This is a genomic window from Christiangramia sp., assembly GCF_029937855.1.
In the GTDB taxonomy this organism is placed as follows: Bacteria; Bacteroidota; Bacteroidia; order Flavobacteriales; family Flavobacteriaceae; genus Christiangramia.
The window spans coordinates 1-14,495 of sequence record NZ_JAPYPC010000038.1; the positions used below are offsets into that span (position 1 = coordinate 1).

At 37.1% G+C, this 14,495-nt stretch carries 7 protein-coding genes; all 7 read right to left on the bottom strand.

The features are described from left to right. Nucleotides 1-346: 346 nt before the first annotated feature. The gene (locus tag Q1K34_RS15905) at nucleotides 347-2,266 is read right to left on the bottom strand and encodes a putative porin (protein WP_300441086.1); all 1,920 of its coding nucleotides are present in this window, start codon (nucleotides 2,264-2,266) and stop codon (nucleotides 347-349) included. A 122-nt stretch (nucleotides 2,267-2,388) separates the two neighbouring features. After that, nucleotides 2,389-3,711, bottom strand: a complete 1,323-nt coding sequence (locus tag Q1K34_RS15910) for an aryl-sulfate sulfotransferase (protein ID WP_300441089.1) — start codon at nucleotides 3,709-3,711, stop codon at nucleotides 2,389-2,391. Nucleotides 3,712-3,779: 68 nt separating this feature from the next. After that, a complete protein-coding gene (locus Q1K34_RS15915; protein ID WP_300441092.1) occupies nucleotides 3,780-4,487 on the bottom strand; it encodes a hypothetical protein in 708 nt (235 codons plus the stop codon). 28 nt (nucleotides 4,488-4,515) lie between these two features. Further along, nucleotides 4,516-6,042, bottom strand: a complete 1,527-nt coding sequence (locus Q1K34_RS15920; RefSeq protein ID WP_300441095.1) for a RagB/SusD family nutrient uptake outer membrane protein — start codon at nucleotides 6,040-6,042, stop codon at nucleotides 4,516-4,518. A gap of 11 nt (nucleotides 6,043-6,053) precedes the next feature. After that, on the bottom strand, nucleotides 6,054-9,287 hold the full coding sequence (locus tag Q1K34_RS15925) for a SusC/RagA family TonB-linked outer membrane protein (RefSeq protein WP_300441098.1): 3,234 nt from the start codon (nucleotides 9,285-9,287) through the stop codon (nucleotides 6,054-6,056). 627 nt (nucleotides 9,288-9,914) lie between these two features. Next, nucleotides 9,915-11,261, bottom strand: a complete 1,347-nt coding sequence (locus Q1K34_RS15930; protein WP_300441101.1) for a RagB/SusD family nutrient uptake outer membrane protein — start codon at nucleotides 11,259-11,261, stop codon at nucleotides 9,915-9,917. 17 nt (nucleotides 11,262-11,278) lie between these two features. Continuing rightward, entirely contained in the window at nucleotides 11,279-14,371 is a 3,093-nt protein-coding gene (locus tag Q1K34_RS15935) for a TonB-dependent receptor (protein WP_300441103.1), read from the bottom strand. Between the last annotated feature and the right edge of the window lie 124 nt (nucleotides 14,372-14,495).

Below are 14,495 nucleotides of genomic sequence, written 5' to 3' on the forward strand. Positions count from 1 at the left end.
ATGAACATCGCTTCGTTTTTAAAGCGGGTGCAAATATAAAACGGGTTTCGCTCTCCAACCAAATAAAATTTAAAGAAATTTTAATTTAATTTTTTGATAGCTTTTTGCTCCTATCATCTGCCCTCAGTACCTTCAGTGAACTTCTCGCCTTGCTCCCAAAGCGGCTGCAAATATACAGCTGAATTTCAATTCCACAACAGCTATTTTAAATATTATTGATTTTTATGGGAATCTAATTTCCAAGCTCAAAAAGAACAGGAATAATCAGATATTTCGGTAGAAAATAAATGAAAAACCCAACCAACCAATAATTATATGAGAATTCAGTAATAAATTTTTTCAGAAATTACAGGAAAAGATCCCAAACAAGACCAAATCTGATCAAAAAATCGGTATATGGATAGCCCGGAGCACTAAAATTATTATTTTGATCTATGAGATCATTCAAATTCTGAAGCTTGAAAAATATCCTGGCTTTATCTACTTTCGCATTGAAAAAATAATCTACTACAGGAAAGCCTCCCAGTTCCTGGGAATTCTGAACATAAAATTCGGCTAAGACCGGATTATAAGCATCCATCTCATATTTAGAGAAGTATTTAAAAGTGAATCCTGTTTGGAGATATAATGCCTTGTCAAACCAAAAATCTTTATAATAAATGGAATTACGCGTAACAAATTCCGGTAAATTCAACACATCCAATCCTTCCAGCACATTTTGATACATTATTGTATTATAAGATCCAAACAGACCAAAATCAAATTCTCTTTCTGCTCTCAATTTCAAATAACGCACCGGGGACCCGGCCTGGAAAGGTTTAACGTTCCCTATATCATCCAGGGTGAAATACGTATAATTCTCTATCTGAGAAAGACTCCCGAAAACATTGAAAAGTTTCTTTGACTTAAAATCAGCAAAAAGTCGTTGAGAGATTTCATTATCAAAATTATTTTGCCAGTTATAATTTATATAATCACTTTGATATAGTAAGAAATTAAAATTGGGCGCTGTACTATTCTGATTTAAACCAAAACGGATCTCATTATCTTTGTTGAATACATAAGAAGCCGTGGCGGCGAGGTAATTTCCAGAGAATTCATCGGCAAGATTCAGCCTCGCATCTGCTTCTAAAGCAAATCCAGCTATTCGCTTTTTATAAGAACCACCAATATGCAGCAAATCACCATTTATTCGATTTCCAATAGTATCACCAGGTTTTATAAATACGGAATTATAGCCATAATCATAATTGGTATGCCCTGCTGCAAAAGAAATCTCCCCTAACAAATTATTGGAGTAATTCACAGAAACTTCATTGAAAAACTTTTTCAACCTGGTCTCATCTTTTAAATTTCTTGACTCAAAAGATTCTCCATAAATTTCATTTACGGCAGAAGACTGGTTGAAAACATACTTTTTATAACTATAATTAAAAGTATGATTTAAACTGAGCATATTAGTAGAATCGGTTACTTTCGTCAGAATGTATCTATGATCCAGAAAAAAACGCTTTCCATACAGGATATTTTCTGCATTTTCAAAATTGACCTCAAGAACTGAACGATCATCAAACTCCTCTTCTTTATCTACATACTGCTGTATAGCCTGTGGTGTAAGTCCCCCATTTTCCTGGTTCAGCAGATCCTGAGAGGCAAAATGTGCTTTTGCATGGTATTTTTCATTATCTGAATCATAACTAAAGCCCATACGCAAATTTCCGGCACTGGTAAGTATATGCTGATATCTACCCAAAGCCCTGGTTCCTTTATACGCAATAAATAAGTTTAGATTTTCAGAAGTATTTACAGTAAAAAGTGCATCTAATTGCTGCCCCTGTTCTGGAACTGTTTTAAAATAAAAGTTGGTTAAAGGTGTAGGGACATGATAATAATTAATATCCTCCACTTCCATAAAATTGAAGTGTTTTGCCCTGGCTCCTAATTCTGGAAACGTTTTCTTATAATCTTTTCTTAAGCTTAAATTGTTATACGGCTGTCCAGTATTAGAGAAAGGCAGTAATTCAAAATTATCCTTACGTAAATAGTTGAACTTATAATCTTTTAAAATAGTTAAGGTCGTATCGAGGTAGGTAGTATCATTCTTAACCGAAATAATTTTATAATCCTCGATAGGCGGCATGCTATCTTTGGATTTCGAACTTTCACCTTTTTCTCTATTATTCTCACCTGGCCTGCCACCTAGTCTAGTTTGAGAGAAAATAATAGTAGTGGATAATAAAAAAAAGCAAAGAAAAAATCCTTTCATAGAATATAGCTAAGGTGCAAAAATATAACAATTAGCAAAAGAAAATATTATTTAAAGACTCAATACTCTTTTTGAATTAGCTTTAGCTTCAAAAGAAAGTAGTTCTTTCTTTTGAAGATCTTTTATAAATTTAAATTTAAGATTTCGGGTGAAATTCTATTATAATGATATCCTCGCCAGAAAAAACCTTCGCTTTCAAATCTCCAAACAATTTCTCCGGAATCAGTAACTTCCCAGTACCCGGAAGTTCCTTCAGTAATGAGAGTATTACCGTTTGCTAATCGCTGTGCGCCAGAAACTTTAGGAGAATACAAATCTGGATGAGAAAAACTCCATAACACATTTAATTCATTATCTCTTTGAGCATTTAATTCGAAAATCTCAGGAATTTCTAATTCAAACACCACAGAATGAGGATCTTCAGAAAGAATTCCATTTGAGTACACCAAAATAGTATTAGAATTAGGCACCAAATTCGGGTGATGGTTATGAAAGAAAGTTCTCTTCCCATTTAAATTATTATATGTAGAAGGATTTCCAAACCGGTACACCAAATCGCCACCACGATCTCTAAATCCACCTTTAGTTGTTTTAGCTTCTTCTGCAGTGGTACTATGATCTATAACCCATATTTCACTATAGTAATTAACACTAAGATAAATTAAATCCCTACTCTCATCATATTCTAATCCATTTGCATGAAATATATCTCCATTATAGCTACCGTCTTTTAAAGGATCTATATAATTTAAATTAATACGTTCAGGATGTTCAGAAATTTCACCAAAATCTTCGGCTTCAGAACTGGAATTTTGCACTAAATGATCCCAGGCATGCCACTCCCATACAATTTGATTATCGGAAGGATTTATCTCAACTAGCTTTTCGGAATAAACACTTTCGTAAGGACCCTCATATCCTTTAGTAACCAATTCTGAACCGGTTTTCTTTTCCCAGGCTAAAATCAAGATATTCCCATTCGGGAGCATTTCTATATCATGATGTGCAAGATTAATAGAATCTGAATATTTATAATCCCAAATTATCTCTTCTTCAGGAGTTATAATAGCTACCCTTCCTCCAAAACCACCAAAGCTATAAACAGGATCAGGATCTGTTAATGCCACTAAAAGATTTCCATTCGCTAATAATTCGCCATCATTACCAATTCCAGAAGGCAAATTCCATTCTTTCAAAATTATTGACTCTTCCTTCTCCATTAGGTAAATTCGGTTAGAAGCTGCATCATTAACGAGAACCAGACCGTCTTCAGATTTAACGGCATCATAATACGTTACTTCCCCCGCAAAAACATTCTCTGGATCAACTGAAGTTGAATCTTCAATTTCCTCAATCACTTCTTTCTCCGTAAAATCATCCATAGCCTCATCATTACTGCATGAGATTAAAAAGAAGACAACTAATAGTATATATAAGGCTTTCATATGCGTAAAAATAAAAAAAGGTGATTTGAAATTAATCAAATCACCTTTTAATTTATAAAACGTGTTTATTAAAATGATATTTCAACACTAGTTTCAGAACCAAAATCTCCGTCTATTGTAGCCAATACATTTCCTGCATAGCTCAATGTAACACCTCCGTCAAATATACCATCTCCATACGAATCTGTAAGAGTAAACGTATAAGTACCTGAAGGCAGACATAAAGATCTAGATGGTGCTGGATTTCCATCCACACTAACCACAGTTTGACCAGCCGCATTTACCAGCGTATAACCGGTTTCGCCAGGATAGGCGTCCAAAACAAAATCAATAACGAATTCTTTACCAGGGCATACAGTCGCCACATTCAATCTCAAAGGATCACCCACAGAAATATCTGCTTCTTGTTCCAAACTTAAAATTAAAGTTTTTCCCGTTAAACCAAGATCTATGTCTGATACTTCCACTGTAAAAGTAGCTTCGTTGCTTCCTGCCGGAACGGTAACCGTAGCTGGTACCGTATAAGCACTCGGTGAAAGCGTACTGGAAGAACCCACATTTATAGTAAGAGTTCTATCTGTATTTACCACGTTAGCAGTATAAACATTCACATCATAAGAAGTAGATCCGCCTAGCTCCACACCTACATTAGCACCATTTGGGGCATATTGTAAGCTAGCATAATTAGGTTCAAAAGTTTCCTCATCAAAGTCACAACCAGTCACCACAGCCAGGGTGAAGATAGCTACGATTATATTAAAATATTGTTTTACCATTTTTTTCAATTTTTAAGTTATAAATCGCCTAGTTATTTTGAGTACTAATTGCTGGGTTATAAAGTATCTCAGCTTCCGGAATCTCAAATGTTAATCTTTCATCATCATAAGGAATCGGCTCACCCACAAATGATAGGTGGTTTGCTCCTCTTACCACTGTAGCTTCATTTCTCTTCAAGGCAAGATAGGATTTACCTTCGCCCCAAAGTTCAATTCTTGTTTGAAGATAAATTTCATCAATTAGATCTTCTCCAGAAAGACCGTCAACATAAGACGAATCATCAACTCTTAAATCAAGTAATGCTTTTAAAGACATCCTAGCATCAGCGTCCATTCCAAGATTTGCAGCTGCTTCCGCATTTAGCAGATACATTTCAGCAATTCTCATGTACACCAAATCCTGAGTGATTACCCGAGAAGCACCTCTAGGTACTCTTGCAGGATCATAAAATTTACCCCATGGTTGTAAATAGTTGGAAGAGCTGGAATCCATATTAAATTGAAATCTTCTTACGTCATCATCTGAAATTTGTGCATAAAGACCAGCATCCATAGCTTTATAATCACCATACCCTGCATAGCTAAAAGAGAAATAGTCCATTTGTCCCCACCAGGAAACCAATCCTACTCCACTATCACTGGTAAGATCTACACCCCACATCCATCCCGGAGTAGAGACATCATTAAAACCACCTCCTGTTGGATTATCTACATCATCATCAGTTCTATCAACCCTGGCCACTTCTTCTGCAGTCATAATTGGGTAAGCACCAGTTTCAATAACCTCGTCAGTTAAATCTTTAACCTCTTGCCATTCACCTTTAGCAGCATGAACATAAGCAAGGATACCTTTTGCAACATCCTGGTTTATCTCATTCTTAGCCGCTCTGGTAAAACCATCTAGCAAGCTAATAGCACTATTCAAATCACTTTCTATTAGAGCATAGATTTCAGAAGCTGCAACTTTAGGCCCGTTTTGATCATCTGGTGAATCATAAATCGGTAAAATTTCTTCCGATGGATCAAAAGATTTTTGATAGTATTGCGCTAAATAGAAGTAAGAATGTGCCCTAATGGCTTTTGCCTGACCAAGAATAAATCTATTCTCTTCAAGCTCCGGTACCGCATCATTACCTCCGGCTGCTTCAATTACCACATTTGCAGAACGGATAATTCTATAGTAATAACGCCAAGGCATATAATTCCTTGTCCGAGTAAAATCCAACGGAGCCTGAAATTCAGTGATATCAGCACGATACCACCCGAATGAACTTACTGATAAAGCCACATCCCCAGAGAGCATATCCCCGAAAATATCATATCCCTTTTGACCAAAATCATCATGGTTAGTTGTTCCACCGGTACCACTTTGAAATTGCAGGGAATAAATTCCAGCCAAAGTTCCAGCTAACACATCTGCATTATTACTTGCTGCCTCAGTAACCTGCTGCTGAGTAAGAAACTCTGAGGGTTGTTTTTCGAGGAACTCCTCGCTACACCCAACTCCTAAAAATAGAATTGAGGAGACTAATGTTAATTTAATTAATTTTTTCATGTTATTTTTTTTTAAAATTTCACTCTTACACCCATGGTTACTGTTGTAAGCGGTGCATAAAGTCTACGTCCAGAATTACCTGATTGGCTAGTATAAGGTAAGAATCCTTCTCTAGCTGTTTCTGCCCATAAATTATCCCCTGAAAAATATATATTTACAAGATCTATGCCAGTTGCACCTAAAAGATCTTCCGGGATTGTATATCCAACCACAGCATTGTTCAAGGTAAGGTAATCTGTACTGGTTACAAATCTACTTGAAGTAGAAGTTCCATTTACAAAAGCATTGTCTGTTAATGCAGGAACACTTGTCATATCACCAGGGAACTGCCATCTATTAGCTATATCTTTATGGAAGTTGTTTCCTACCGCTCCAAATCTATCACTCATTAGCTCAGCATATTGAAAATCTATTGCATGACCTCCAAGGCTATAAAGGAACTGAGTTGAGAAATTAAAGTTCTTAAAAGTACCCTGTAATCTAATACCTCCCCTTACATCTGGAATAGCAGTCTTATTAATATACTTCTCAGTTGCCTGAGCATAAGTATCTGTCACATCCCTTTGAATATTTGCATCAGGATTATCAGCTAAATATGGAGTTAATGAAGTAATAGTAGTATCGTCACCATCAAAGATGTTATTACCATTTACATCATCAAAATATCTATACCATAGTGGAGCTCCATTAGAAGGGTCTACTCCCGCATATTCTCTTACATAGATGTCATAAATAGACCTACCTTTAGAATAAGCGAAAGGAGCATCAGATGGATCTAATATCCTGTTCTCACCAGTAGAAGGATCTATTGGCATAGTGATAATCTCATTATCAAGAATTTCACCATTCACATTTAGATCTAAGGTGAAATCTCCAGTATTCACCAAATGCCCTGTAAGATTGAACTCAATACCTGTATTCAGAAGCTCTCCATCATTTACCGTAACAACAGCAATTCCTTGTGAAGGTCCAACACGTCTATCAAAGATAAGATTATCTGTTAATTTTCTATAATAATCTACAGATCCATCAAGGAAGTTCCCCAGACCAAATTCAAGTCCTGCCTGGAACATATTAGAAGTTTCCCAGGTAAGATCTGGATTCCCATTCCCTCTCGCAGATAGGGAAATTTCATCATTCAGGTTGTTGATATCAAAGGTATCATATCCTGAATAAAAGCCTACACCTGCCTGATCACCCGTAATTCCGTAAGAAGCTTTTAATTTTAAGAAAGTAAAAAGATCATTATTATATAGGAAATCTTCTCCCGAAATAACCCAGGCTAAACCTACTGAACCAAATGTTCCCCATTTGTCGTTTACGAATCTAGATGATCCATCACGACGAACAGAACCAGTAAAGTAGTATTTATCAACAAAATCGTAGTTAACCTGACCAAAGTAAGATTCAATAGATCTTCCTTCGTTAAATCCTGTTGCAGGACTGGCAGCTACTACATAGTTATTTAATTCATAAAGATTTTGTGCAACCTGTTTGGTTTTAAAAGCAGTATTATAGCTCAAATCATAATTATTTGTCTCATGGGCTGCTAGAACTTCCAACGTATGATCACCAAACTGGTTATTATAACGCAGCAAATTAAGTACGTTTAAAGTATAAGTTTCCGTGTCAGCTTTAAACAAAGTACCACCATCTCCCTGGCCACCGCCATAAAATGCATTATCTGCACTGGTAAATCTATCCATCGCATATTGCGCACCGAATTTATTTTCAAATGACAGATGTTCTGTAATATTAAAATCAAGAGAAATGTTACCATTCAACTCATGACGATCGGTTCCAACGAAATCATATAAGGCTGAACCAATTGGGTTCAAACCATCAGACTGCGGGCGGGTTCTAAATCCAGAAAAACTACCGTAATCTAATTGATTCCCTCCAAAAATAGGGTCAGGAACTAAATCTCCATTATCATCACGTAGAAAAACTGGAAAAATAGGAGCTGTTTTATCAGCAAATTCAAATACGTTCTCCGAACCAACAGTTTGACCGTTGTTTAAACTCTCTGAATAAGCATATCCAATATTAACACCTAGGTCCAACCACTCTTTTACATTTGAAGCTACATTTAATCTGGTAGTAAACCTGTCGTAACCAGTATTAAGCGCATAACCGTCATCGTTTAAGTAACCTGCTGATGCAAAGTATGTACTTTTCTCATTACCACCACCAAAACGAACGTTCGCTTCAGTACGGAAAGCAGAATCAAAAGCTGCATCTTCATAAGTCTCTGGAGTATACCTTCTGGTAACCCCTTCACGAACCATTCTTGTTTCTGGATTAATAAGTTCACTTGCTGAATCTACATTCCATAAATTATAACCTACCGGCACATAGTTATCACTAAACAATCTTGCATTAGCATATTCTACCGGATTAGCAGCACCTGTAATAACACCTCTGTTGTAAATTCCTTCCCATACATATCCTATGTATTCTTCAGGAGATCTCACCACATCGTAACGTGGTATAATTTGATCATTCACACCGGTTTTAACATCTACTTCAATATAATCTTCTCCAGCAGTACCTCTTTTTGTAGTAATCAGAATAACTCCATTAGCACCTCTAGAACCGTAAATAGCTGTCGCTGTAGCATCCTTTAAAATTGTAGTGGACTTTATATCTGTAGGATTAATAGAGTTAATAGTTTCAGTAGACGTAATTGGCACACCATCCACCACATACAAAGGTGAACGACTTCCGTTTACTGAACCAAAACCACGAATTCGCACAGTGGAAGTAGTACCAGGCTGACCAGAAGTATTGATAACATTCACACCCGCAACCTCTCCTGCTAGTGATTGACTAATGTTTGAGTAAGACTTTACGTCCAGCTTTTCAGCCTCAATTGTTGTTGCAGTACCAGCAAAAGACTGCTTTGTTGCGGTACCATATCCAACTATCACCACTTCATCAAGCGCAGCAGCATCAGCAGCCAACGTAACATCATAAGTATCAGAAGAAGTTACAGGCACATTAATAGATTTAAAGCCTACGTAGCTAAAAACTAAAACATCGCCTTCTTCAACTGAAATGTTGTACATCCCGTCGAAATTTGTTTGTGTACCGTTAGAAGTTCCCTGCTCGATGACATTTACGCCTGGCAATGGTAAACCATCTTCGTCAAGAACCGTCCCTGAAACGGTTTTTTCTTGTGCAAAACCAATTTGCACGACTAACACCAATAAAAGCGTTAGCAATCCATGTAATCTTTTTTTCATTATTTCGTTAAATTTGAATTAGCCTGCGCCAAAAATCCTAATAAATTCTTAATAAACCAAAAAAAAATACGTTTTTACTTATCAAAACTTTAACAATCTATATATGCTATCTTTTGCAAATGAGCTCTTTATTCGAAAAATGCTTACCGGAGATAATTAAATTTTATACTTAATAAGATCAATAACTGTATTAAAAACTAAGGAAAATTCATTTCAGATTTTGAATATCATCTTATTAATAGAGTCTCGTTTCTTTTCTATCCTACGGGGATAAATAGGCATTATACATAAAAGCACACACCCTGATTTCAACATCCTCCACGGGTGGTGACTGGGCAGATCCTCTTACTAAAGATTATTATAAGCAGCAGGATATCCAAATGTTCAATTACCGCTTTGGCAAGTATAACCGGATGGTTCCGGGGAATCAATTCTCCAATAGAGGGAAGGAAAAGCCAGTTCTAATGCTGGTGGCAAAACTTAAATTTACAACTATTCCGCCAGATTATCAGTAATATAGACTTAGTAAAACATTTTTAAGATTGCACTTAATTCAAGGTATTATAATTAAAAAAAGCTGTCCCAAATAAATGAGACAGCTTCTTATTAATTATTCAAAAACTCTGATTAGTAACCAGGATTTTGATCTGCAGTTGAAATAGCAGAATTCCTTTCAATTTCCTGCTGTGGTATTGGCCATAGGTTATCCCTTTCCGGAATAAACACACTATTTGGTTTAGATGAAATCACATCATCTGCCAATCCTAATCGCTTTATCGTAAACAAACGATCTGTATTTTCTCCGTAGAATTCTACAAATCTTTCCTGAGCGATCACTTCCTCAACATTAGAAGAATTTATTTCTTTTGGCTCTAATCCTGCACGTTCTCTCACCATATTTAAGAATGTAGATGCAGAAGGATCGTCACGTCTCGCTAGCAATTCAGCATATATCAATAAAGCATGAGAATATCTATAAATATAAGCATCATCACTACCACTTCCCGGATCCTTAAACTTAAAAATTTGTGGAGCTGCATCTTCAACTCCGAAGTTCAAAATCTGGTTTGTTCTAAGGTCTCCCTCTTCGAAAGCAGCTAATAATGTACCTCTTGGAGCTACCTCATAACGCCCACCTGCTTGAAGATAGAAAAACGCATAGCTACTACCATCAAAATCAGAGAATTCAATAGCAAGAATAGCTTCCTGCCCATTGGCTGTTCCAGTAAACAAGTCATCATAACTACTTGCAAGGGAATAAGCACCTATTACCGGTTCTATTGTTTCCTCTGCCTGAGAATACATTTCCATTTCCATCTCTACAGTAGCCTTCAAAACTCTCACAGAATTCTCATTGAAAAAGTAAATACTTCCACCAGAGATTCCGGCTAGTGCATCTTCCAGATCCATCATGATCTGAGAATAAACCTCAGAAGCAGATGATCTTGGAAGTGGATTAGAGTCTATTTGGGTTGCACTCGTATTTCCATCTAAAGAAAGTGGCACTCCTCCATACAACTTAACAAGGTTGTAATAAAGGTAAGCTCTCACTGCTTTTGCCTGAGCATCAAAACGTGCAGCAGATTCTGCATCAATTTCTATCTCCTCAAGTTTATCTATAATTATATTCGCAGCATTTATCGTTTCATAATGATCTGTCCAAAAAGATGTATTATTCGCGTTATTTAAAGAAACATCGTTAGCTCCAAATTCCGCAAAAGACGGGAAAGAACCTGAATGTCTTAGTTCATCAGCATACAAGCCGGGCATAAAAGCATTATATCCACCCGAAATATACACTTGCTGAAACCTGTCATATAACCCATTTACGGCACTTTCAGCGGAGGCTATATCTGTTATGATCTGTGCAGCATCTTTAAATCTAGTAGGCTCCGTATCTATGAACTCCTCAGCACAAGAACTCAATAACAGAGATGCGAAGAGAACAAAAAATATTTTTTTTATGTTTTTCATCTTATTAACTTATTTTATTAAAATTTAAGGTTAAAACCTAATTTATAAACTTTGTTCAAACCTTGGGTAAAGAAATCTGTTCCTCTTGAAACATTCGTATTACCGAAGGTGTTTACTTCCGGGTCAAGACCTGAATAGTCTGTCTCTGTCCATAGATTGTCACCTCCTACAAATATCCTTAAAGATATATCCTCATTTCCAAACATTTTCTTATTGATGGTATAACCAAGAACAACTTCCTTAAGCCTTAAATAAGAAGCATCTTCGATTAAACGGCTGGAATCCTGGTTGTTGTAAGACTGACGTCCACCAAATCTCGGAGCCGGTAAAGAAGCATCTGTATTCTCAGGAGTATAATAATCCAGTTGAGAAGAAAGTTTATTAAACAGGAAAGAACCTGTAGAACCAGCAAATGCAAGGGTATTGTTAAAAATATCCTTATCGTATTCAAACTGAAGGTTTGCAGATAAATCGAAATTCAAGAACCTAAAGGTATTACGGAAGTTTCCTGTCCATTTAGGTAACGGATTTCCTATAAAAGTCCTGTCATTCGCGTTAATGTTACCATCTCCGTTAATGTCTACATATCGCACATCTCCGGCACCTATACCTCTATTAGCAAGGGATTCAGGAATATCATCCCCTTCACGGTAGATACCATCTGCCTGCAATCCGAAGAAAGCACCTAAAGGCTGTCCAACCGCAATTCTACTGGCAAAACCAGCGTCAATTGGAATAAATTCTCCAGCTGTATCCCTTTCCAGTCCAGTTACTTCGTTCTCATTGTAAGCCGCCTGGAACTGAGAAGTCCAGTTAAAACCATCACCCTGGAAGATTCTCGCATTAATAGCGATTTCATGCCCGCGGTTTTCCATACTACCCACATTGGCTGCTACCGAAGTAAAACCTGATGAGTTTCTCAATGGGCGACTTAGCAGTAATTCTTCAGATTCTTTAATATAATAATCATAGGTGAAATCAACACGATTGAATAGAGTGAAATCCACACCTAAATCAAGCTGCTTGGTAGTTTCCCAAGAAAGATCTGGCGCAGCCAATTGCCTTACACCCACACCTGGATTTCCAACGTAGGGTCTAACCTCAGCCAGACCTCTGGAACCAAAATTACCGATACCCGACTGGTTTCCTGTTTCCCCGTACGAAGCCCTTAACTTCATATTGGTAAACACGTTATTTCTAAACCAATCTTCATCAGTAATAATATATGCGGCAGATACCGCAGGGAAATATCCTATCTGATTTCCTTCACCAAATACTGAAGAGGCATCCGCACGCACAGTACCTTCAAGGAATAATTTATCCTTAAAAGATAAACCTAATCTGGTAAAATATGAAAAGATCTTGTTCTCGGTAATAAAGTTCTCAGCTTCATTCGGCACCGCACCAGCACTTGGAACAACAAAACCAGCAGGAATCTGCGTAGTAAATACAGAAATCTCTTCGTTATTTGTTCCCTCAAAAGAGAAACCTGCCAAAGCACTTAGATCCCAGTTATCACCAAGATTATTTTTATAGTTGATCGTATTAGTAACATTCCAACGATTAATTAGGTTTATACCCTTAAAAGACTGACCGTTATTACCGGCTCCCCTTCTTGTAGTGGCAGGACTAAATATCAATTCTCTAAAGTCAAGTCTTTCCAAAGAAGCCTTTGAATATACATTCAGATTATCAGAGAACTTATATCGAAGTCCAAGATTTGAAAATACCCTTAGAGTTCTTGCATCTGAATTATCCACAACCGCATTTTGTAAAGGGTTAGAGAAAATAAAAGACGAGGTATTATAAGTTCCATCAGGATTGAATAAATCTTCACCTGGTCTCTCTAATACAGCAGTAGTAAGTGCTCCGTAGATATTGTTATCTGAGTTAATCCTACTGTTATTGGATTGCGTTATAGTAATAGCAGCCTCCAGATCCAGTTTTTCACTGGCGGTGAAGTTTGCATTAAAAGATAAAGATCTTCTATCAAACCCCTGACCTCGTATAACACCTTCCTGATTGAAATCAGAGAAGTTAGAATAGAATCTTGCTTTTTCAGAACCTCCACTTATTGTAATATCTGTCTGCCTGATAACCGCTGGAGAATCTCTATAGATTGCATCAATATAGTCATCACCAAAATCTGCAGCATATAGGTCTTCAAGGGAATCAAATCCTTCTCGCTCTAAAACATTTCCCTGACCGATATTTACGGCACCAGTACTAAAAAGTCCCGGAGCACCAAATGCGGTCTCAAAAGCCCTGTCATTAAATTCATAATACTGACCGGGAGTAAAAAGCTCAAAACGATTAATTTCTTCCTGGAAACCAGCATAAGAATTCACTTCTACATTTAATTGTCCTGCACTACCACGTTTGGTGGTGATCAAAACCACACCATTGGCACCACGTGCACCATATATAGCGGCAGAAGAAGCATCCTTTAACACCTGAATAGACTCAATATCAGAAAAGTTGATATTCGCCAATACGTCATTATCCTGTCCTCCAAATGTTCCATTGGATCCTACAGAACCAGAAAGGATTGGCACCCCATCTATTACATAAAGCGGTTCATTGGAGCCGTTTATAGAACTGGCACCACGCACCCTTACAGAGAAAGCAGTTCCCGGAGCTCCCGAGTTCTGGCTAACCTGCATACCATTTGCAGCACCCTGCAAAGCACCAGAAATAGTTGGGGTAGCGATACTCTTAATTTCCTCGCCATCAACTTTTGCCACCGAAGTGGTAAGCGATTTTCGAGTTTGCTCCCCAAAACCTACAACCACCACTTCATCCAGGGCGGCTGCATCTACCCTCATGGTGACGTTAATCACATTAGAGGCACCTAAAACCACCTCCTGAGTGGCAAAACCTACGTAACTAAACACAATAGTTTCACCTTCCCCTACTTCAATAGAGTACTCGCCATCAAAATTAGTTTGGACACCGTTTCCGGTTCCTTTTTCAATAACGTTTACGCCCGGAAGGGGTAAACCATCTTCGTCCACAACTGTACCGGTAACGGTCTCTTCAAGTTGGGCAAAAGAAATCTGCACCATTAACACTAACAAAAGCGTTAGAAATCCATGTAATCTTTTTTTCATTATTTCGTTAAATTTGAATTAGCCTGCGCCAAAAATCATTATAAATTCTTAATAAACCAAAAAAAAATACATTTTAACTTATCAATGCTTTAACAGTTCTAAGATTCTATTCGATATATTCGTA

Bases quoted from the DNA above. Each gene is read 5' to 3' on its own strand.
- Q1K34_RS15905 (WP_300441086.1), bottom strand. From the start codon at position 2,266: ATGAAAGGATTTTTTCTTTGCTTTTTTTTATTATCCACTACTATTATT.
- Q1K34_RS15910 (WP_300441089.1), bottom strand. From the start codon at position 3,711: ATGAAAGCCTTATATATACTATTAGTTGTCTTCTTTTTAATCTCATGC.
- Q1K34_RS15915 (WP_300441092.1), bottom strand. From the start codon at position 4,487: ATGGTAAAACAATATTTTAATATAATCGTAGCTATCTTCACCCTGGCT.
- Q1K34_RS15920 (WP_300441095.1), bottom strand. From the start codon at position 6,042: ATGAAAAAATTAATTAAATTAACATTAGTCTCCTCAATTCTATTTTTA.
- Q1K34_RS15925 (WP_300441098.1), bottom strand. From the start codon at position 9,287: ATGAAAAAAAGATTACATGGATTGCTAACGCTTTTATTGGTGTTAGTC.
- Q1K34_RS15930 (WP_300441101.1), bottom strand. From the start codon at position 11,261: ATGAAAAACATAAAAAAAATATTTTTTGTTCTCTTCGCATCTCTGTTA.
- Q1K34_RS15935 (WP_300441103.1), bottom strand. From the start codon at position 14,371: ATGAAAAAAAGATTACATGGATTTCTAACGCTTTTGTTAGTGTTAATG.